At 70.2% G+C, this 20,842-nt stretch carries 20 protein-coding genes; 11 read left to right on the forward strand and 9 right to left on the reverse strand.

What is annotated here, in order from left to right:
- The first annotated feature begins 310 nt into the window (after positions 1-310).
- Both BUE48_RS02950 and BUE48_RS02955 read left to right on the forward strand, forming a co-directional pair.
- Positions 311-928, forward strand: a complete 618-nt coding sequence (locus tag BUE48_RS02950) for a DUF47 domain-containing protein (protein ID WP_012850967.1) — start codon at positions 311-313, stop codon at positions 926-928.
- Positions 925-2,082 carry an inorganic phosphate transporter gene (locus BUE48_RS02955; RefSeq protein WP_012850968.1) on the forward strand — a complete coding sequence of 386 codons (1,158 nt, stop codon included), beginning with the start codon at positions 925-927 and terminating at the stop codon, positions 2,080-2,082. Before BUE48_RS02950 ends, BUE48_RS02955 begins: the two co-directional genes overlap by 4 nt.
- 108 nt (positions 2,083-2,190) lie before the next feature.
- Here BUE48_RS02955 and pstB read toward each other — a convergent pair whose 3' ends face one another.
- The 6 genes from pstB to BUE48_RS02985 all read right to left on the reverse strand — a co-directional run bounded on the left by pstB (position 2,191) and on the right by BUE48_RS02985 (position 7,965).
- Positions 2,191-2,967 carry a phosphate ABC transporter ATP-binding protein PstB gene (gene pstB / locus BUE48_RS02960; protein ID WP_012850969.1) on the reverse strand — a complete coding sequence of 259 codons (777 nt, stop codon included), beginning with the start codon at positions 2,965-2,967 and terminating at the stop codon, positions 2,191-2,193.
- A gap of 12 nt (positions 2,968-2,979) precedes the next feature.
- On the reverse strand, positions 2,980-3,879 hold the full coding sequence (pstA, locus tag BUE48_RS02965) for a phosphate ABC transporter permease PstA (protein WP_012850970.1): 900 nt from the start codon (positions 3,877-3,879) through the stop codon (positions 2,980-2,982).
- Positions 3,876-4,862: a phosphate ABC transporter permease subunit PstC gene (gene pstC / locus BUE48_RS02970; RefSeq protein WP_012850971.1), complete on the reverse strand. Its 987-nt coding sequence runs from the start codon at positions 4,860-4,862 to the stop codon at positions 3,876-3,878. Before pstC ends, pstA begins: the two co-directional genes overlap by 4 nt.
- Positions 4,863-4,971: 109 nt before the next feature.
- Positions 4,972-6,078, reverse strand: a complete 1,107-nt coding sequence (pstS, locus tag BUE48_RS02975; protein WP_012850972.1) for a phosphate ABC transporter substrate-binding protein PstS — start codon at positions 6,076-6,078, stop codon at positions 4,972-4,974.
- Between the two features lie 212 nt (positions 6,079-6,290).
- A complete protein-coding gene (gene mshD / locus BUE48_RS02980) occupies positions 6,291-7,184 on the reverse strand; it encodes a mycothiol synthase (protein WP_012850973.1) in 894 nt (297 codons plus the stop codon).
- Between the two features lie 67 nt (positions 7,185-7,251).
- The gene (locus BUE48_RS02985) at positions 7,252-7,965 is read right to left on the reverse strand and encodes a response regulator transcription factor (protein ID WP_012850974.1); all 714 of its coding nucleotides are present in this window, start codon (positions 7,963-7,965) and stop codon (positions 7,252-7,254) included.
- A 148-nt stretch (positions 7,966-8,113) separates the two neighbouring features.
- Between BUE48_RS02985 and BUE48_RS02990 the strand changes: the two genes are divergently transcribed.
- The 8 genes from BUE48_RS02990 (at position 8,114) to BUE48_RS03025 (ending at position 13,015) form a co-directional block, all read left to right on the forward strand.
- Positions 8,114-8,368 carry a MoaD/ThiS family protein gene (locus BUE48_RS02990; protein WP_012850975.1) on the forward strand — a complete coding sequence of 85 codons (255 nt, stop codon included), beginning with the start codon at positions 8,114-8,116 and terminating at the stop codon, positions 8,366-8,368.
- Positions 8,369-8,592: 224 nt separating this feature from the next.
- Positions 8,593-9,291 (forward strand): LmeA family phospholipid-binding protein, encoded by a 699-nt coding sequence (locus BUE48_RS02995; RefSeq protein ID WP_012850976.1) that lies wholly within the window; start codon positions 8,593-8,595, stop codon positions 9,289-9,291.
- A 33-nt stretch (positions 9,292-9,324) separates the two neighbouring features.
- Positions 9,325-9,882, forward strand: coding sequence for a sigma-70 family RNA polymerase sigma factor (locus BUE48_RS03000; RefSeq protein WP_012850977.1), 558 nt, complete (start codon positions 9,325-9,327; stop codon positions 9,880-9,882).
- Positions 9,879-10,622: an anti-sigma factor family protein gene (locus BUE48_RS03005; protein WP_286988723.1), complete on the forward strand. Its 744-nt coding sequence runs from the start codon at positions 9,879-9,881 to the stop codon at positions 10,620-10,622. Before BUE48_RS03000 ends, BUE48_RS03005 begins: the two co-directional genes overlap by 4 nt.
- Positions 10,623-10,727: 105 nt before the next feature.
- On the forward strand, positions 10,728-11,102 hold the full coding sequence (locus tag BUE48_RS03010) for a TlpA family protein disulfide reductase (protein ID WP_502694592.1): 375 nt from the start codon (positions 10,728-10,730) through the stop codon (positions 11,100-11,102).
- Between the two features lie 264 nt (positions 11,103-11,366).
- On the forward strand, positions 11,367-11,804 hold the full coding sequence (locus tag BUE48_RS03015; protein ID WP_012850980.1) for a DUF4395 domain-containing protein: 438 nt from the start codon (positions 11,367-11,369) through the stop codon (positions 11,802-11,804).
- Entirely contained in the window at positions 11,801-12,640 is an 840-nt protein-coding gene (locus BUE48_RS03020; RefSeq protein WP_012850981.1) for a sulfurtransferase, read from the forward strand. Before BUE48_RS03015 ends, BUE48_RS03020 begins: the two co-directional genes overlap by 4 nt.
- 66 nt (positions 12,641-12,706) lie before the next feature.
- A complete protein-coding gene (locus BUE48_RS03025; RefSeq protein WP_012850982.1) occupies positions 12,707-13,015 on the forward strand; it encodes a DUF1416 domain-containing protein in 309 nt (102 codons plus the stop codon).
- Between the two features lie 401 nt (positions 13,016-13,416).
- On the opposite strand, the gene BUE48_RS03030 is transcribed toward BUE48_RS03025, so the two are convergent.
- On the reverse strand, positions 13,417-14,247 hold the full coding sequence (locus BUE48_RS03030) for a hypothetical protein (RefSeq protein WP_286988727.1): 831 nt from the start codon (positions 14,245-14,247) through the stop codon (positions 13,417-13,419).
- A 347-nt stretch (positions 14,248-14,594) separates the two neighbouring features.
- On the opposite strand from BUE48_RS03030, the gene mycP reads away from it, so the two are divergent.
- On the forward strand, positions 14,595-15,890 hold the full coding sequence (gene mycP / locus BUE48_RS03035; RefSeq protein ID WP_286988729.1) for a type VII secretion-associated serine protease mycosin: 1,296 nt from the start codon (positions 14,595-14,597) through the stop codon (positions 15,888-15,890).
- A gap of 81 nt (positions 15,891-15,971) precedes the next feature.
- Here mycP and BUE48_RS03040 read toward each other — a convergent pair whose 3' ends face one another.
- Positions 15,972-16,592 (reverse strand): hypothetical protein, encoded by a 621-nt coding sequence (locus BUE48_RS03040; RefSeq protein WP_286988731.1) that lies wholly within the window; start codon positions 16,590-16,592, stop codon positions 15,972-15,974.
- A 35-nt stretch (positions 16,593-16,627) separates the two neighbouring features.
- Positions 16,628-20,575 carry a type VII secretion protein EccC gene (locus BUE48_RS03045; protein WP_012850986.1) on the reverse strand — a complete coding sequence of 1,316 codons (3,948 nt, stop codon included), beginning with the start codon at positions 20,573-20,575 and terminating at the stop codon, positions 16,628-16,630.
- Positions 20,576-20,842: the final 267 nt, after the last annotated feature.

Raw genomic sequence — 20,842 nt, forward strand, 5'->3', positions numbered from 1 at the left:
GCATCGCAGGGTGCGCTCTCCGGCCCCTCCTTCATACCCCTCACGGGTATTTGGCGCCGATCCGGCGCCCGTTCCCCGGCACCCCCGATGACGTGGGAAAACGCGGGAGCTGTGAGGTCATCACAGCCAGATGCGGCGCTATGTGAGCCTTGGCCCTAAGTCTCCCGTCCGGAGTGTGCTCAGGGTGCTTCGGGGCAATCTGCAAGGTGAGGAGGTGGGCACCGAAGGGAGAAGAACGGGGGAAGGTTCTTTTTCCGGCTGGTAACGCCTACGATCCTTCCGGATTGTTCCGGCACTTCAGGAGTATGACGTGCGACTGCGTCTCACGCCTCGTGAGGACAGCTTCTACGACATGTTCGCCGCCTCGGCGAACAACCTGGTCACGGCAGCCAGGCTGCTCGTGGAACTCATCAGCGACGGCGCCGACCGAGAAGCCATCGCGGAGAAGCTGCGCGCCTGCGAACACGCAGGCGACGAGGCGACTCACGCGATCATGCACCGGCTGAACGAAACCTTCATCACGCCGTTCGATCGGGAGGACATCTACCGGCTGGCGTCCCAGATCGACGATGTGATGGACGACATGGAAGAGGCCGCCGACCTCGTCGTGCTCTACAAGATCGATCAGTTGCCCAAGGGGGTCGTGCAGCAGGTCGAGGTGCTGGAGCGGGCCGCCGAGCTGACCGCCGAGGCGATGCCGCGGCTGCGCTCGATGAAGGAGCTCAACGAGTACTGGATTGAGATCAACCGGCTGGAGAACCAGGGCGACCAGATCTACCGGCGGTTGCTGGCCCACCTGTTCAACGGCTCCTACGACACGCTGACGGTGATGAAGCTCAAAGAGGTCATCGACCGGCTGGAGGGCGCCACCGACGCCTTCGAGCACGTGGCCAACACCGTCGAGACCATCGCGGTCAAAGAGTCATGACCGAGGCGCGTGAGACCGTCCTGAACCCCCCGCCCCCGCCCGGGGACGAGCCGCCCCCGCTCAGCGAGCAGGCCTCCCGGGTATCGATCAAGGCCTGGCTGGGGCTGCTGGCGCTGGTGCTGGTGGTGATCGGCGCCGGAGCGCTCGGGCTGCGCTCAGACGCCCAGACCGCGGTGCTGGTGCTGGTCGTCGTGATCGCCCTGGGCTTCGACTACACCAACGGCTTCCACGACGCCGCCAACGCCATCGCCACCTCGGTGTCCACCCGGGCGCTGACCCCGCGCGCCGCGCTGCTGATGGCCGCGGTGATGAACCTGCTGGGCGCGCTGCTGGGGGTGGAGGTCGCCAAGACCGTCAGCGAGGTGATCACCCCGCCGGAAGGGCTGCACGGGCTGACCGTGGTGGCCGCCGGGGTGCTCGGCGCCATCACCTGGAACATGATCACCTGGTACTTCGGGCTGCCGTCGTCGTCCTCGCACGCCCTGATCGGCGGCGTGGTGGGCGCGGGACTGGCCTCGGCCTCATCGGTGAGCTGGGGGACGGTCGTCGACAAGGTCGCCATCCCGATGGTGGTCTCCCCGGTCGTCGGCTTCTGCCTGGCCTACCTGGTGATGGTGGCCATCTTGTGGATCTTCCGCCGGGCGCACCCGCGCAAGATCGGCCGCCGGTTCCGCATCGCCCAGTCGCTGTCGGCGGCGTCCATGGCGCTGGGGCACGGCCTGCAGGACGCCCAGAAGACCATGGGCATCATCGTGCTGGCGCTGGTGACCACCGGGCACGCCGACGGCCAGAGCGTGCCGCTGTGGGTGATCGTGGCGTGCGCGAGCGCGCTGGCCGCCGGCACCTATGCGGGCGGGTGGCGGATCATGCGCACCCTGGGCCGCCGGGTGATCGAACTGGATCCGCCCAAGGGTTTCGCCGCCGAAGCGACGGCCTCGGCGATCCTGTACGCCACCGCCTACATCTGGCACGCTCCAATCTCCACCACCCACACGATCACCTCCTGCATCATGGGCGTCGGCGCCACCAAGCGGCTGTCGGCCGTCCGCTGGGGCGTGGCGGGCAACATCGTGATGGCCTGGGTGCTGACCATGCCGATGGCGGCGCTGGTGGCCGGCGTCGTCTACTGGTTCGTCCACCTGTTCGGGGCATAGCCGCCCTCGGCAACGGCGAAAAACGCGCCGGGCGCTCGCTGAAGCGCCCGGCGCGTTGCTCGTTGGAGCCCCCGGAGACGGCCCGTCCCGGGCGGCTGCTTCCTCCGCTCAGCCGAACCGGCCGGTGATGTAGTCCTCGGTGGCCTTCTCGGACGGATTGGTGAAGATCTTGCTGGTGTCGCCGATCTCGACCAGCCGGCCGGGCTTGCCGGGGCCGGAGATGTTGAAGAAGGCGGTGCGGTCGCTGACCCGGGCGGCCTGCTGCATGTTGTGGGTCACGATCACGATGGTGTACCGGTTCTTCAGCTGAGAGATCAGATCCTCGATCGCCAGCGTGGAGATCGGGTCCAGCGCCGAGCACGGCTCGTCCATCAGCAGCACCTGCGGTTCGACCGCGATGGCGCGGGCGATGCACAGCCGCTGCTGCTGACCGCCCGACAGCCCGGCGCCCGGCCGGTGCAGCCGGTCCTTGACCTCGTTCCACAGCCCGGCGCCGCGCAGCGACCGCTCGACGACCTCATCCAGCTGGGACTTGCGGCGCACTCCGTTCAGCTTCAGCCCGGCCGCCACGTTGTCGTAGATCGACATGGTGGGGAAGGGGTTGGGACGCTGGAAGACCATGCCCACCACCCGCCGTACCGCCACCGGGTCGACGCCGGGTCCGTACAGGTCCTCAGAATCCAGCAGCACCTTGCCCTCGACGCGGGCGCCGGGGATGACCTCGTGCATCCGGTTGAGGGTGCGCAGGAAGGTGGACTTGCCGCAGCCGGACGGGCCGATGAAGGCGGTCACCGAACGCGGCTCGATCGTCATGGAGATGTCCTCGATGGCGCAGACCGAGCCGTAGTAGGCGTGCAGCCCGGAGACCTCGATGCGCTTGGCCATGGGGCGAAACTCCTAACGGGAGACGGGCTTGCGCAGCCGGGCCAGCAGCCGCGCGCCCAGGTTGAGCAGCATGATGAGCAGGATCAACGTGAGCGCGGCGGCCCAGGCCCGCTCGATCGCCTGCGGGTTGGGGTCGCCGGCCTGGTACCAGATGAAGGTCGGCAGCGAGCCCTGCGGCCCGGCGAAGGGGTTGGCGTTGATGGCGTCGGTGACGAAGATCAGCAGCAGCAGCGGGGCGGTCTCGCCCATCACCCGGGCCACCGCCAGCATCACCCCGGTGACGATCCCGGTCAGCGCGGTGGGCAGCACCACGAAGCAGACCGTCCGCCACCGCGGCACCCCCAGCGCGTACGAGGCTTCGCGCAGGTCGCCCGGGACGAGCTTGAGCATCTCCTCGGTGGCCCGCACCACCGTCGGCAGCATCAAGATGGCCAGCGCCAGCGACCCGGCGAACCCCGAGTACTCAAAGCCCAGCGCCACCAGCCAGAAGGCCATGACGAACAGGCCCGCCACGATGGAGGGGATGCCGGTCATCACGTCCACGAAGAAGGTGATGACACGGGCCAATCGCTTGCCGTCACCGTATTCGACCAGGTAGATGCCGGTCAGGACGCCCAGCGGCACCGCCATGGCCGTACTCAGCCCGACCTGCTGCAGCGTGCCCACGATCGCGTGGTTGGCGCCGCCGCCCTCGTCCCCGCTGGACAGCCCGTTCATCGAGTACGTCAGGAAGGTCAGATCCAGCCGGGCCAGCCCGCGGGTGAGGACCATCCACAGCACCGACGCCAGCGGGATGACCGCCAGCACGAACGCCGCACAGACCAGCACCCGCACGGTCAGGTCCGCGGCCCGGCGCCGGGCCGAGACCTTCGGCAGGCCGCCGGGCGGAGAACCGGTCGCCGTGATGCTCATGCGAACTCCCTGTGCCGGGCCACGATCGCGCGGGCGGTCATGTTGACGATCAACGTGATCACGAACAGCACCAGCCCGGAGGCGATCAGCGCGCCCCGGGCGGTCTCGCCGGCCTCGGCGAAGCTGTTGGCGATGTTGGCGGCGATGGTGTTGCCGCCGTCTTTGAGGATGTGGATGCTGATGCCGCCGGCGGTGGACAGCACCATGGCCACCGCGATGGTCTCCCCCAGCGCCCGGCCCAGCCCCAGCATCGCGGCGCTGATCATGCCGGAGCGGCCGAACGGCAGCACCGCCATCTTGATGACCTCCCAGCGGGTGGCGCCCAGCGCCAGGGCGGCCTCCACATGGGCGGTGGGGACCTGCAGGAACACCTCGCGGGTGAGCGAGGAGATGATCGGCAAGATCATGATCGCCAGGATCACCGAGGCGGTGAGCAGCGACCGGCCGCCCACGCTGTCCCCGCCGAACAGCGGGATCCAGCCGAAGTAGGTGTTCAGGAAACGGCCGACGTCGTCCATCTTGGTGCTGAAGTAGTGCAGGCCCCACAGGCCGTAGACGATGCTGGGCACCGCGGCCAGCAGATCGACCAGGTAGCCGAGGGCGGCGGCCAGGCGGCGGGGCGCGTAAAAGGAGATGAACAGCGCGATCCCGAACGCCACGGGGGTGGCCATCAGCAGCGCCAGAAACGAGGTCATCACCGTCCCATAGGCCAGCTGCGCGATGCCGAACACCGGCGGATCGGCGTTGGGGTTCCACTCCTGCTCGGTCAGGAAGTTGGCGGTGTTGGCCTGCAGCGCGGGGATGGCCTTCCAGATCAGGAACACCGCGATGGCCGCCATGACGGCCAGCAGCGCGATGCCCGATGCCCGGGACGTCAGCGCGAAGATCTGGTCGCCCCGGCGGCCGGTGCTCATCGGCCGGCGGACCGCCCGGCTGCCGGCGGCGATGTCGGCCGCCCGGCCGATATCTGCCTCGCTGGTCACGAAACTGCCTCCTTGGGGGTGCCGGGTGCCGAACCCGCGACGGCCCCGCCACCGGTGCGCGTGGTGGCGGGGCTGCGCGGGGCTCGTGCCTTGCCGTTCAGGACGCTGCTCAGGACAGGGCCTCGACGGCTGCGCGGACCTTGGCCGCCAGGGCGGGCGACAGCGGTGCGTAACCGGCGTCGGTGAGCACCTTCTGGCCGTCCTCGCCGGCGGTGTACTTCAGGAAGGCCTTGACGAACGCGGCCTGGTCGGCCGGCAGGCCCTTGGAGCAGACCACCTCGTAGGTGACCAGGAAGATCGGGTAGGCGCCGGCGGCACTGGTGTTGTAGTCCAGCTTCAGCGCCAGGTCATGGCCCTGGCCGACGATCTCGGCGCTGTCGAGGGCGTTGCCCACGCTCTGCTCGGAGACCTCCACGTACTCGCCCGAGCCGTTGGCGATCTTGGCGGTCTGCAGGCCGTTCTTCTTGGCGAAGGACATCTCCACGTACGAGATGCCGCCCTCGGTCTGCTTCAGGACGGTCACCACGCCGTCGGACTTGGGCGCCCCCTGGCCGCCGGCCTCGGTCGGCCACTTCTTCTCCGGCTCCCACTTCCACTCGTCACCTGCGACGTTGCTCAGGTAGTCGGTGAAGTTCTCGGTGGTGCCCGACTCGTCGGAGCGGTGGATCGGCTTGATGTCGGTGTCCGGCAGGTCGGTGCCGGGGTTGTCGGCGGCGATCGCCGGATCGTTCCACTTTTTGAGCTTGCCGGCGAAGATCGCCGCCAGCGTCTTCGGCTTCAGCTGCAGGCCGTCCACGCCGGGCAGGTTGTAGATCACCGCGACCGGGCCGACCACCATGGGCAGGTTCCAGGCCGGGTTGCCCTGGCAGCGCTGCCGCGCCCGGGCGGCCTCCTGCTCATCCAGTGCCGAGTCCGAGCCCGCGAAGGCCACCTGGCCGGCCAGGAACGCCTGGATGCCGGCACCCGAACCGGCGGGGTTGTAGTTGAGGGTGGCGCCCGCGCACTGCTGGGCGTAGATCTTCTTCCACTCCTCGATGGCGTTCTTCTGCGAGCTGGCGCCGGCGGCGTTCACCGTGCCCTTGACGCAGTCGATCTTGCCGGTCGGCGCGTTGGACGCGCCGGCCCCGACGTTGTCGTCGGAACCACAGGCCGACAGCGCCAGCGCGCCCGCAACGACCACGCCACCGAGGGCGGCGAGTCGAGAGCCGTTCTTCACCGGGGATTCTCCTCTTGGTCGTCGTGCGGCGGACCCCCGTGGAGATGGCAGGCATGGGGTCCACCGTCGCAGGCGACGCTAAGGAGGGCAGGTGTCCAGCCACCCTGATCCAGGTGAACGAACGGTGAAGTGAAAGGGACACCGCCGCGAAAGTCGCGTCGACCGGGCGTTGACGTGCGGTAAACGCCACTGGTCACGGCGATGTCCGGGGATCAGTGCGGCGGCGGGCTCTGGTACATCACGTCCACCGCATACCGGGTGAAGCCGAGGGACTCGTACAAACGCAGCGCCGGCCGGTTGGACTCGTCCACATACAGCATCACCGCCGGCAGCCCCCGGTCCCGCAGATGGTGCAGGCCGATCAGGGTCAGCACCCGGCCCAGTCCCAGTCCTTGGGCGGAGGGGTCCACGCCCACCACGTACACCTCGCCGATGGGGTCGGGGTGGACCTTCGTCCAGTGAAAACCGATCAGTCGGCCGTCGCGTTCGGCCAGGAACAGCCCTGCGGGGTCGAACCAGGGCTCGGCCTGCCGGGCGCGCAGGTCCTCGAGCGTCCAGGCGCCCTGCTCGGGGTGATCGGCGAAGGCGCGCCCGTTCACGCGCAGCCAGGCCGTCTCGTCGCGGCCGGGTTCGAAGGTGCGGATCGTCACCCCGTCTGGGACGGTCACCTCCGGCAGCGGGGAGTCCTGCAGCGGCCGCCGCATCTGCAGCAGCACCCGCACCCGCGCCATGCCCTCGGCGGCGGCCAGCGCCGCGGCGGGGGCCAGGTCGCCGTGCGCCCACACCCGCAGCGGGCCGCGGGCGCGCTCGCGCAGCGCGCGCAGCAGTGCCCGGCCGTGACCGCGCCGTCGCCGGCCGGGGTGGACGACCACCTCGCCTGAGGCGCCCGCACCGTCGGGGGCGGGGTCGAGATGGGCGTAACCGGCGATGACGCCGTCTTCCAGCGACAGCAGGGAACGGGACCGGCCGGCCCGCAAGGTCAACAGCGCCTGCTCCGACAGCGGAGCCACGCCGTCATGCCGTGTCGCGGCCTCCGCCAGCGCCAGCACCTGGCTGATCTGCGGGTCGGTCAGGCCGTCGGAGAAGACCAGGGCACGCTCGTCCATGGGCGCCACCCTAGTCTCGCCCGATCCGCCGACATCCTGCCGGGATGTCTTGCGGACCGTTCCAAAATCAAGAACGCACGGGCTCCCGGGTCTCCGATTCGCCCGGCCGGTGGTCCGGGACGAACCGGTAGCCGACGTTGCGGACCGTGCCGATCAGCGACTCGTACTCGGCGCCGAGCTTGGCCCGCAGCCGCCGCACGTGCACGTCCACGGTCCGGGTGCCGCCGAAGTAGTCATACCCCCACACCTCCTGCAGCAGCTGGGCGCGGGTGAACACCCGTCCCGGATGCTGCGCCAGGTACTTCAGCAGCTCGAATTCCTTGAAGGTCAGGTCCAGCACCCGGCCGCGCAGCCGCGCGGTGTAGGTCGCCTCGTCGATGGTCAGGTCGCCGTTGCGGATCTCGCCCGGCACATCGTCGGCCTCGCTCGCGGCCGCTCTGCCGATGGCCAGCCGCAACCGGGCCTCGACCTCGGCGGGTCCCGCGGTCTGCAGCAGCACGTCGTCCAGTCCCCACTCGGGGCTGAGCGCGGCCAGACCTCCTTCGGTGACGACGGCCAGCAGTGGGCAGTCCAGCCCGGTGGTCCGCAGCAGCCGGCACAGGCTCTTGGCCTGCACCAGGTCGCGGCGGGCGTCGACCAGCACCACATCGGCCGGTGGGGCGTCGATCAGTGCGGATGCCTCCGCAGGAGCGACGCGTACTGAGTGCAACAGCAACCCCAACGCGGGGAGCACCTCATCGGAAGGTTCCAGTGCGTTGGTGAGCAAGAGCAAACTGCTCAAGGGCCGCCTCCCGCCCTAAAAAGACGTCAAGGACCCGGGTGGCCTCGTCGCCCGGATCCCTCGGGTATGAGGATATCCGAGGTGTCCAATGAGGCAATGGCAAGTGTCTGCCGGGTTTCGGCTGTTGCGAGAATGAGATCCTGAGATCATGGCGAGGGGCACCATCAGGTACTGGGCGGCGGCGCGCGCCGCCGCGGGGGTCGAGGAAGAGCCCTATGAGGCCGCGACGCTGGCCGAGGCGCTGCACAACGCCCGGCGCGGCCGGAGCGGCGACTTCGCCCGGGTGCTCGAGCGCAGCTCATTCCTGATCGACGGCGCCCCGGTCGGCACCCGCCCGCACGAGGGCGTCGCCCTGGCCGAGGGCGCCGTGATCGAGGTGCTGCCGCCGTTCGCGGGTGGCTGATCTCACATCCCTCCGAGCCGGATGTGATTTCCCGGACGGTTTTGGAATCTCGTTTGCGAGTTTTCAACTTCGGTCTACGATCCGATGGCGCCGTCCGTATATCGGCTTATATTCCAGACCCGTTCCCCGTGAGCCGAACGCCGGGAAGGCGCGCCTTGGGGAACATGGCGGGGCCGGGACGCCGTAATGTGGGCGCACCCCGGTCCGCGGCGTGAGGAGAGTGCATGCGCAAGGCTCTGGTCGTGTTCCTCGTCCTGCTGGCGGGCGGGCTGATCGCGGCGGACCGCATCGGCGTGCTGCTGGTGCAGCGGGAAGTGGCCGAGCGGCTGGCCGTCCAGTACTCCCTGCCCCAGCGGCCGGAGGTCACCATCCACGGGCTGCCCTTCCTCACCCAGGCCATCGGGGGCGAGTACCGGCAGGTCGACGTGGCGATCGGCGACTTCACCCGGCAGGAGGTCACGCTGCGGGACGTGCGGGTGCGCATCGAGAACCTGCGGGCGCCGCTGTCGGAGGCGATCAACGGCGACACCAGCGGGGTGGTGGCGGGCACCGCGACCGCCTCGGCGATCCTGCCCTACGACCTGATCAAGCGCCACGCCCCCGCCAACGTCACCCGGATCGGGGCCAGCGGCTCGGACCTGGAGGTGGAGCTGACCGGCTCGCTGCTCGGCTTCACCCTCAACGGCACCGCCGTGCTGTCGGCCGAGGTCTCCCGCGACGGCATCCGGATCACCCCGCGCTCCGTCGCCACGCAGGGCCTGCGGGTCCCGCTGGGCGCGCTGCGCGGACCGCTGTCATGGACGGTGCCGGTGCCGGAGCTGCCGCTGGGCTCGCGCATCAGCCGCGTCGAGATCACCGAGGCCGGCATCCGCGTCGGCGCCACCGCCCACGACGTGGCCGTGGGAGAGCTCGCCGGCCGGTGAGCCCCCGCCGGTCCCGCAGCGGGAAGAAAACCGTTGACCGCCGGTGAACCGGACCGGGAGGGCGTACGTGTCACCGGCGTGGGACCCACCGCCGACGAACGGTTGCTGCGCTCGCTGTACGCCGAGCACGGCGGTCCGCTGCTCGGATACGCCCTGCGGCTGACCGGCGGGGATCGCCAGCAGGCCGAGGACATAGTGCAGGAGACCCTGCTGCGGGCCTGGCGGCACCCGGAGGCCCTCACCGGCCGGCCGGTCCGCCCCTGGCTGTTCACCGTGGCGCGCAACCTCGCGGTGGACGCCCACCGGGCCCGGCGGTCCAGACCGCCGGAGACCGGGCTGCACGAGTACGCCGCGCTGCCTGCCGGGAACGACGACATCGACCGGGCCCTGGAGTCCTGGACGGTGGCCGAGGCACTGGCCGACCTGAGCCCGCAGCACCGCGCAGTGATCCTGGAGACCTACTACCGGGGCCGTTCGGTGGCCGAGGCCGCCCAGGTGCTGGGCATCCCCCCGGGCACCGTGAAATCGCGAACCTACTACGCGCTGCGCGCGCTGAAGCTCGCCTTGGAGGAGCGGGGGTTGGCGCCATGAGCACCGAATGCGAAGAGGTACGCATCTCCTTGGGGGTGTACGTTCTCGGCGCCATCGACCCGGCCGAGCGCGCCGCGGTGGACGCGCACCTGAGCGTCTGCCCGTCCTGCCGGGACGAGCTGGCCGGCATGGCCGCCCTGCCCGCGCTGCTGGGGCGGGTCAGCGAGGCCCAGATCGCCGCGCTGGCCGAGCCTCCCGGCGAACTGCTGGAGACGCTGCTGGCCCGGGCCGCCAGCGACCGCCGCCCCTCCTGGCGCCGGCGGTGGAGCGCACGCTGGAAGGCCCTGTGGAGCAGCCGCTGGACGCCGCTGGTCGTCGCCGCCGCCGTGATGCTGGTGGTGGGCGCGCTGTTCGGCGGCCTGCTGGACGACCGGTTCGACGGCTCGCCCCCGGTGACCGCCCCCGGCCCGTCCCAGACCGGGGAGGGCCCCTCCCCGTCCACGACCGGTGAGCGGCTGCAGGCCCGCGACGCCGATACGGGGGTGTCGGCCGAGCTGCTGCTGTTCGCCAAGAACTCGGGCACGCAGGCCGAGCTGCGCCTGAGCGGCGTCTCGGCGGGCAGCCGCTGCCGGCTGGAGGCGATCAACCGGCAGGGCCGGCACGACATCATGGGCAGCTGGCGGCTGGACCACCCCCAGGCCACGTTCGTCGGCTCGACGATGTTCCGGCGCGCCGAGGTGGCCTCCTTCCAGGTCGTCGCCGACGACGGGCGGCCCTTGGTGACCATTCCCGCGGAATGACCGCCCCGCGGGGAAGAGCCGGGCGGTCCGGTAGGTTGTGCCATCACGATGACAGGTGCGTTCGTCGCGGCCTTCGTGCTGCTCGCCGCCACGGTGTTCGGCCTTGTGCGCCGCCACCGTGACGGCCGGCTGCGCCCGGCGAGAGGAGGGGACGTGCCAGAGGCCGCCACCGACCGGCTGGGCCCCGCGGAGCTGGGCGCCGCCCTGGGGGAGCGGGCGACGCTGGTGCAGTTCTCCACCGCCTTCTGCGCCCCCTGCCGGACCACCCGCCGGGTGCTGGCGGAGGTCGCCGCCATGGTGGAGGGCGTGGCGCACATCGAGATCGACGCCGAATCGCACCTGGACCTGGTCCGCCGGCTGGGGGTGGTGCGCACCCCCACCGTCCTGGTCCTGGACGCCGCCGGGAACGTGCGGCGACGCGCCACCGGGGCGCCCCGCAAGGCCGACGTGATCGCCGCCCTCGGCGCGGTGATCGACTGAACGCGTCGCTCCCGGGCCCGCAGGGGAGAGACGGACCTCACCGTCTCGAAAGCCGATACGGGAGTGACATTCTGCGAGACAACACTTACCATCGTGGCGTGCGTTACTGGACAGAGCAGCTGCTCACGAAGCGTCGCGCGGTCGACTTCTGCCGCGTGTCCGCGTCGCTCTGTCGCCTGGTCTGAGGCATCGAGCCGTAGCTAGCAGAGTCATCTCGACTCCCCTCCCAGCTCGCATCCCAGTCTCAGCACCTGGAGCACCCCAATGCAGGTCGATCCGCGTGGGCAGCGCGTGTCCGCGGGCATCACGACCGCTGTCCTGGTGGTCGTACTGATAACGGGAAGCTGGGAACTGCTCGCCGCCCAGGCCGTGGTGTTCGCCGTCGGAGCCCTCATCGGCCTGCGCTATGCGCCGTACGGACTGATCTACCAGGCCCTCATCCGGCCCCGGATCGGTCCGCCCCGGCAGCTGGAAGACGCCGCGCCGCCCCGTTTCGCCCAAGGGGTCGGCCTGGTCTTCGCCCTGGTGGGAGTAGTCGGTTACGTCGTGGGAATCGAGTGGCTCGGCATCGTTGCCACAGCTCTCGCGCTGGGGGCGGCCTTCCTGAACGCGGCGTTCGGGTTCTGCCTCGGCTGCGAGATGTACCTGCTGATCCGTCGCGTGATTCCAAAAAACCGCTCCGACAGGGAGGTTCCAGCATGAGCCGCTCCGACGTCCTGGTGGACGCAGACTGGGTGCAGCAGCACCTGGACGACCCGGGCGTGGTCCTCGTCGAGGTCGACGAGGACGTCTCCGCCTACGACAAGGGTCACATCCGCGGCGCCATCAAGATCGACTGGAAGAACGAGCTGCAGGACCCGGTCCGGCGCGACTTCGTCGACAAGACCGGTTTCGAGGAGCTGCTGTCCCGCAAGGGCATCGCCAACGACGACCTGGTGATCCTGTACGGCGGCAACAACAACTGGTTCGCCGCCTACGCCTACTGGTACTTCAAGCTCTACGGCCACGAGAAGGTCAAGCTGCTGGACGGCGGCCGCAAGAAGTGGGAGCTGGACTCCCGCGAGCTGGTCACCGAGGTGCCGCAGCGCCCGGCCACCCAGTACAAGGCCAAGGACCAGGACCTGTCGATCCGCGCCTTCCGCGACGAGGTCGTGGACGCGATCGGCAAGAAGAACCTGATCGACGTCCGCTCCCCGGACGAGTTCACCGGCAAGCTGCTGGCGCCGGCCCACCTGCCGCAGGAGCAGGCCCAGCGCCCCGGCCACGTGCCGACCGCCCGCAACATCCCGTGGTCGAAGGCGGCCAACGACGACGGCACCTTCAAGTCCGACGAGGAGCTGCGCGCCCTCTACGAGGAGGCGGGCGTGGACTTCAGCAAGCCCATCATCGCCTACTGCCGGATCGGTGAGCGCTCCTCGCACACCTGGTTCGCGCTGCGCGAGCTGCTGGGCCTGTCGGACGTGAAGAACTACGACGGCTCCTGGACCGAGTACGGCTCGCTGGTCGGCGTCCCGATCGAGCTCGGCGAGGCCAAGTAAGGGGCCCCGGGTCCCTCCCCACCCACTGACGACGGTCCCGCTGCCAAGCGGAGATTGGAGTAAGACATGACCCAGGGTTGCGCTGCACCTGCCCAGACCACCCGCCTGCCCGCCACCGTCGACCTGTCCAACGAGGCGGTGATCCAGGGGACGGTGACCCGTAACGGCACGCCGGTTCCCGGCGCCTACGCCCGGCTGCTGGACTCCACCGGCGAGTTCACCGCCGAAGTGGTGACCGGCGATGAGGGCGTGTTCCGTTTCTTCGCCGCCGACGGCGACTGGACGGTGCGGGTGCTGGCCGCCGGTGGCGTCAGCGTCGACACCCAGGTGACCGCCAAGGTCGGTGAGGTCGCCCAGGTCGAGGTCGCCATCTGACCTACCCTGCCCTGCTCGGAAGCGGCCCCGTCGCCTTCATACGGTGGCGGGGCCTTTCCGTGCGCGGGCAGCGCCTTGGGCGCCTCACTTTCCGGAACGTTGAATCCAACGGTCGATTCTCTGCAGGATTTCCTGCTTCGCCCCCGGAGGAAGGGCACCGAGCCAGATGGGGACGACGTCCTCGCCTTTGCGCCAAGCGGCCGGCAGACGGCCACGACGATCGGGCGGACGATGGACCGCCCGAACCCCGATGAACGCCGCAGACGCACATCCGCTTCGCTGGGATGCCGCATAGGCGGTCTCCTCATTTCTCTCGGCCCGGCGCACCCGGCTTTGTGCGCCCGAGCGACCGGGACGGTACGAGTCGATGCCCACGCCCACCGGCCCGGGATGCGGCATTGTCAGCCCAGACAGCCGGTGCAGCCCTGCAGCGCGGTCACCACGGCGCGGGCGGCGGCCGTGGCGCCTTCGAAGGCGGCGGTTTCCGCCAGCGGAACGGCGCCGCCGTCGGAGCCTGCGAAGACCACTTTGAACATCGCGTTGGCATAGCGCGCCCACACCGTCACCGATCCGGTGCGTCCGGCGGCGGACTGGGCTTCGGCGTACATCGCGAAGGCGTCTTCGCCGACGTCCGGCACCCTCCGGAAGGTCCCGTACCGCAGCACTGAGCCGCCGGCGTTCTGAACGGAGGTGCCCGCGCGCTGCCGCATGGTCCGGCGGGCGGCGTTCATCCAGGTCGTGGCCTTGTCCACGCCGGCCCGGCCGCCCTGATCGGCGCGCAGCACCACCCGGACGGTCAGCGCCCGCTGCCGGGGCGCCTGCGGGTTCGCGGTGCTCCACCGGCAGCCCGCCGCATGCCCGTCCTGGCCCGGCCGCCCGGACGGACCGGCCCGGCGCGCGTTCATCGGAGGCGGCATGAAGGACCTGCGCACCGGCCGCGGGACCAGCCGGCAGGGCGCGGTGATGGTGACGAACCGGGGGGCCTGCGCGGCGGGCGTTCCCGAGCCGGTGGGAGTCGCCGAAGCGGTGGACATGGGCGCCGGAGGCTCGGCCGCGTTCCCGCCGCCCCCGCCGCGCACGACCACCGCCAGCACCGCCCCCACCACGAGCACGGCGGCCAGTGCCAGGGCCGGCAGCAGCCACGGCCGCCGCCGCGACCCCACCGGGCCGGGCGGAGGCGGCAGCGGAGCCCACTGCTGGGGATTCACCGGTGCGTTCTGCCCGCTGTTCACCTGGACCTTCCCTGGTAACGCGCATTGCCGGCGGCCTTGAGAGCCGGTCTGTGAGCGGCGGTGACTCGCCGGCGGCCCGCAACGCCGGCGGCCTGTGCGCGGCCGCGGTGCGATCGGCGAGCGCGCATGAGGTTATCGGAACCCCATGACCGTGAAACCGGACGGTGCGCGTTCGGCGGCCGTCACGGACGTGGAAAAAAAGGCGACAGGTCTTTGCCGCAGGTCGCCCGTCACTTCCCGGGATACCGGTGGCCTGCTGCTTTTCAGCATATGCCCGGCTGGAGTGGAATGCTCTAAAGTTTGGTCCGGCGACTTGACGGAAGGCCGCACACGGGGAGGAACGGGACGTGAAGGCTCGGCGAGTGGCCTGGGGGGCGATTGCACTCGTGGCCGTGCAGCTCCTGACCTGCCCGGCGGCTCTGGCCGCCCCTTCTCCGGACCCCTCCCAGCGCAGTACGCCCAAGCCCGGCGGGACACCCGAACCGAAACCGTCCAAGAAGAAACGCCCCTCTCCGCAGCCGCCGCCGCAGCGCGAGACCAAGCAGGAATGCGAGATCAAAACCGGGATTCCGGCCGGTCAGCTCCAAGAGGAGCCCTGGGCGCAAAAACGCCTCGGATTCACCGCGGTGTGGGAGCTGACCACCGGCAAAGGCGTCACCGTCGCCGTGGTCGACAGCGGGGTGGACGCCTCGCACCCCCAGCTGAAGGGCCGGGTCCGCACGATCGACGTCACCGGCACCGGCACCCGTGACTGCCTGGGCCACGGCACCCAGGCGGCCGGCATCATCGCCGCCCGCGACATGCGCCGCCGGCAGGTGCCGTTCCTCGGCGTCGCCCCCGGCGTCCGGCTGCTGTCGATCAAGGCCGCGGTGCAGCAGAGCGGCAACGACCCCGGCTGGACCGCCAAGGCCATCCGCGAGGCCGCCGACCGCGGCGCCAAGGTCATCAACGTCTCCTCGCAAAGCCCCGACTATCCCAGCCTGCGGGAGGCGGTGAAGTACGCCCAGCGCAAGGACGCCGTGATCGTGGCGGCGGCCGGCAACATCCAAGACGAGCAGCGCGGCACCCAGACCCCGGCCTACCCGGCCGCCTATCCCGGGGTGGTCGCGGTCGGCGCCGTCGGCGAGAGCGCCACTCTCAGCTCCTTCTCCAACACCGAAACCCCCGTCACCGTCGTCGCACCGGGGGAGAAGATCGTCTCCACCTGGCCGGGCGGCGGTTACAACATCGATCAGGGCACCAGTTTCGCCACGCCCTTTGTGTCCGGGGTCGCCGCGCTGGTCCGCTCCTACCACCCCAAGCTCAGCTACAAGCAGGTCAAACGCCGTCTGGAGGTGACCGCCGACGGCGGCAGCGCCAACGGCACCGGCGGCGGCATGGTCAACCCCTTGCAGGCCGTGACCGCCGTCCTGGACGGCGAGGAGGAGGGCGAGGAGGCACCCTCCCCCCAGGCCCTGCCGGTCTACATTCCCCGCCCCGAACCGGAGGACCGCTTCGGCCGCATCCTGGCCCTGTCCCTGACCGGAGGCGCCCTGGCCCTGGCCGCCTCAGCCGTCGCGGCCGGCATCATCATCCCCGCCGGCCGTCGCCGCAACTGGCGCCCCTCCCGCCGTCAGCCCTCCACAGAAGGCCCCACCGGCTGAGACACGCCGGCCCGCCCCGGCGCGGCTTTGAGGCCCTTGCACGCTCGGGAGCAGGAAGGAACGCCCCCAGGCCACTGCAGATCACTTAGGGGGATAGCCGCTCTTGCGGGGGTCGAAGCAGTGGTAGCCGCACAGAAAAGCGATGCATAGAACCTGCACCGTCTGAGGCAGCCCGACGTCGTTCAGTTTCAGTTCGTCCCAGATCTCGACGGTGCTGCCGAAAGGAGTTCCGCCCCACCCCAGGACCGTATCGAGCCGTTCGGTGACGCCGCCCATCCGTTCACCGCCCGGCCCGGTGATGGCGTATTCCTGCTCGGACAACGGACGAACCGCCAGCATCTCCGGCCCGGTGGCGGGAATCAGCGCATACCTTCGGGTGAAACTTGCGTTGAGGTGATACCAGCGCAGCAGCGACCGGATGACGCCCACCGGAGTCCCGTCGGCCAAGACCACGGTCGCCTCCTTGCTCCTCTTCGGCTTGTCGAAGACGAACCAGGCACTGCCGTCGGAATGGCGCACGTCCAGTGTGGCGACCATGTCTTTGACCGAGCCCGCCCCTTTCCCATCGGTCCACCTGCGGATCTCGCCGAACGGTGACAGGGGACGGCGATTGACCGTCCCGACCAGCTCACCGGCACCGGAACGCAGCTCCAGCCCCCGCCTGATCAGATGCAGGCCCGGCACAGGCATAGCGGACGACATGTGCGCTCCTCACGGCAAGCTGAGACACCCCTCTGTCAGCTCTCCCGGTAGGCGGTCTGGATGAGGCGGGTGCCGGAGCGGCGTTCCACGAAGTAGCCGCGGCCCTGCGGGAGTTTGTGCGGCTTGACGTTGCCCAGCAGGATGCCCTCGTCCTTGTTGCCGGACATGACCAGGCCCGGGGAGGCCATTTCCTTGATCCGCTGGATGATGGGCTCATAAAGGGCCCGGCCGGCGCCGCCCATGGAACGGGCGATGATCAAGTGCAGGCCGATGTCGCGGGCCTGGGGCAGCAGCTCCGCCAGCGGCCGCAGCGGGTTGTCGGACGTGGCGACCATTTCGTAGTCGTCGACGACCAGGAACAGCTCGGCACCGGTCCACCAGGAACGCGACCGCAGCTGCTCGGGGGTCAGGTCGGGGGGCGGCAGCCGGGCCTCCATGGCGCCCTTGATGTCGCGGACCAGGGAGGAGGCCGCGGTGGAGGACGCGGCATAGCCGATCTGGTGCTCGGTGGTGGCCACATCCAGCAGCGACCGGCTGTAGTCGATGAAGATCAGCCGGGCCTGCTGGGGGGTGTAGCGCTCGATGATCCCCGCGGTGATCAGGCGCAGCAGGTTGGACTTGCCGCACTCGGTGTCCCCGAACACCAGGAAGTGCGGGTCGGTGTTGAAGTCCAGGTAGACCGGCGACAGCGAGTCCTCGTCGATGCCGATCGGGATGCGGGTGCCGCTTTCGGCCGCGCTCGGCAGCTGGGCGGCCGGCAGCACGTTCGGCAGCATCCGCACCGGCGGGGCGGTCGGGCCGTGCCAGGCCTCGCGGATGGTCTTGACCGTGGTCGCGATGCCCTCGGTGAGCGTCTCGGCGGAGGTGTCGCCGTCGATGCGGGGCAGCGCGGTCAAAAAGTGGTAGCCGTCCCGCGTCAGGCCGCGGCCGGGGCGGTTCTCCGGCACGTTGGCGGCCTTCTTGCGGTCCACCTCCGACTCGTACGGGTCGCCCAGCCGCAGCTCCAGCTTGGTGCCCAGCAGGTCGCGGATGCTGGTGCGGAACTCCGACCACTTGTTGGAGGACAGCACCACGTGGATGCCGTAACCCAGCCCGCGGGCGGCCAGCTGGGTGATGGAGTCCTCCAGCGCCTCATAGTCCTGGCGCAGGGTCAGCCAGTTGTCCACGACCAGGAACACATCGCCGAACCCGTCGCCGGCGTACTCGCCGGTGGCGCGCAGGCGCCGGTAGGTGGCCATGGAGTCGATGCCGCGCTCGGTGAACTCCTGCTCCCGCTGCTCCAGCAGCGCCGAGACCTCGGCCACCGTGCGGCGGATCCGGTCGGCGTCCAGCCGGGTCGCCACCGAGCCCACATGCGGCAGCTCCGCCAGTCCGGCCAGCGTGCCGCCGCCGAAGTCCAGGCAGTAGAACTGCACCTCCTGCGGGGTGTGCAGCAGCGCCAGCGAGGTGATCAGGGTGCGCAGCATGGTGGACTTGCCGGTCTGCGGACCGCCGGCCACCCCCACGTGCCCGGCGCCGCCGGACAGGTCCAGCCAGTACGGGTCGCGGCGCTGGTCGAAGGGACGGTCCACCAGCCCCACCACGGCGTGCAGCCGGCCCCGCCACTCCCAGCCGTCGGCGGTGTAGCCGTGCGCGGCCGACGGCGACAGCGGCGGCAGCAGCTCATCCAGCGTGGGCGGGACGTCCAGCGGCGGCAGCCAGATCTGGTGCGGCTCGGGCCCGTGCCCGGCCAGCTGCCGCACCACCACGTCGAACAGCGACTCAGAGCTCTTGTTCTCCTCGGCCCGCTGCTCGGGCTGCGGCTGCTCGACCACCTGCGGGCGGATGTAGTCGGTCAGGTACGGCAGCACCTGCCGGACGATCTGCGGGCCCTCGGAGCGGGTCTGCGGCTCCTCGTCCACCGGGCCGGACACGTAGGCGGCCTTGAACCGCACCAGCGGCTCGGTGGCGAACTTCAGGTACCCGTTACCGGGCGAGGGCGGCAGCTCGTAGGCGTCCGGCACGCCCAGCACCACCCGCGACTCCATCGCCGAGAACGTCCGCAGACCGATCCGGTACGACAGGTGGGTGTCCAGGCCGCGCAGCTTGCCCTCCTCCAGCCGCTGGGACGCCAGCAGCAGGTGCACCCCCAGCGACCGGCCCAGCCGCCCGATCATCACGAACAGCTCGGCGAAGTCCGGCTTGGCCGACAGCAGCTCGGAGAACTCGTCCAAGACGATGAACAGCGTCGGCATCGGCGGCAGCGGGGCGCCCTCCATCCGGGCCTTCTCATAGTCGCGCAGCGAGGCGTAGTTGCCCGAGTGCCGCAGATGCTCCTGGCGCCGGACCATCTCGCCGTGCAGCGCGTCGTACATCCGGTCGACCAGGGGGAGCTCTTCCTCCAGGTTGGTGATGATCGCCGAGACGTGCCGCAGCCCCTCCATGCCCAGGAAGGTCGCGCCGCCCTTGAAGTCGACCAGCACGAAGTTGAGCACCTCGGGGGAGTGCGTCATCGCCAGCGCCAGCACCAGCGTGCGCAGCAGCTCCGACTTACCGGACCCGGTGGCGCCGATGCACAGGCCGTGCGGCCCCATGCCGCCCTGCGCCGACTCCTTGATGTCCAGCTCCAGCGGGCGCCCGTCGGCGTCCAGCCCGATCGGCACCCGCAGCCGGTTGCGCTGGGGACGGGGCCGCCACAGCACCGCCGGGTCCAGGTTGTAGGGGTTGTCGATGTGCAGCAGCGAGGTCAGCGTCATGTTCGCCGACAGCACGTCCTCTTCGGGCTCGTCGGCGGCGCTGGTGCGGAAGGGGGCCAGCTGCCGGGCCAGCGCCTCGGCCTCGGCGATGGACGCCTGGTCGGGCCGGCCCACCGACGACAGCACCTCTTTGCCGGCGCGGTCCCGCTTGACCACATAGACCCGTTCGGGCGTCACCCGCAGCCGCAGCATGGTGGCCTCGTTGGTCTCCGCCACGCTGCCGGTCAGGTCGATGACGCACACCCCGTCGATGCCGTCGGAGGCGATCTGCGAGTCGTAGGAGGCCTGCCCGCCGTCCACGATCACCAGGTGGAAGGGCTCGGCGGGGGCGCGGGAGGCGCCGAACATCCCGCGGTCCTTGATCTCCGGCCCCAGCATGCTCTCCAGCTCCACCAGGCTGTGGGTCAGCAGCCGCACCTGCCCGGCGGCGTCGTACTCGGTGGGGTGCAGCGAGTGCGGCAGCCACTTCATCCACTGCCACTGCGGCATCCGCTCCCGGGACGCGCACACGGTGATGCGCACATCGTCGGGGGAGTGGAACGCCGCCAGCTGCATGATCAGCGCCCGGACCATGCCGTAGACCGCCTTGGGGTCCCCGTCGGGCAGGATGCGCGCGAACGAGCGCAGCGAGATCGCCACCGGCAGGTCCGGCACGGTCGAGTGGGCGCGCAGGAAGCGGCGCAGCGCGCCGGCGCTCATCGGCTCCAGGTCCTCCACCGGCTTGGTCTCCGGCGGGATGAGCTGGACGGCCAGCCGCTGCGGACCGGCGCCGATGCGGACCTGGGCGAAGTCGGCGTCACTGCTGCGCCGCTCCCACAATCGCGGGCTCATCACCATCGACCACAGCCGGCCGGGCGCGGGGTTGTTCCACTCCAGGGCCTCGCGCTGCTGCTTGGCGGCCTTGCGCACCCGCTGCCGCACCTGCCCCAGGTAGCGCAGGTAGTCGCGGCGGGCGCTGTTCAGCTTGGTCTTGCGTTCGCCGCTCTGCTGGCTGAGCTGGCCGAACATCATGCCGAACATCGACAGGGCGAACATGCCCCCGGCCACCAGCTGCAGGGTGTTCCGGTGGTTGAGGAACGTGAACACCATGGCGGCCGAGCCCGCCGCCATGGGCAGGTACATCAGGACGTTCTGGAACGAGTTGGTGACGACCTCGGGCAGCTCCGGCGGGGACTCCAGCAGGATCTCGCCCCGTGGCATCTGGGGCGGCTGCCTGCGCTCTTTGCGCCGCACGAGTACGGTGCTCACCCGATCTCCCCCTTGGTACCGCCCTGGCGGTCCGGCCGCTCATGCCGGATCTGGTGAAATTTGTGCCGTCATTTTAGGGAGCGCCGCCCCGCACCTCCCACCCGATGAACTGAAGTGCACCGAAAAATCCCTGGTCACGGCCGGGACAGTGGTACGGTCGGCGGGCTTGGGGCGCCGCTGCGTCCGGATGCCGGGACGTCAGGACGCCTTGACACATACGCTCCTGTGTCCAGTCACAACACACCAGGTCAGCCGTTTAGAGAGGCA

Origin of the sequence: Thermomonospora sp. CIF 1 (assembly GCF_001896795.1) — a bacterium.
In the GTDB taxonomy this organism is placed as follows: domain Bacteria; phylum Actinomycetota; class Actinomycetes; order Streptosporangiales; family Streptosporangiaceae; genus Thermomonospora; species Thermomonospora curvata.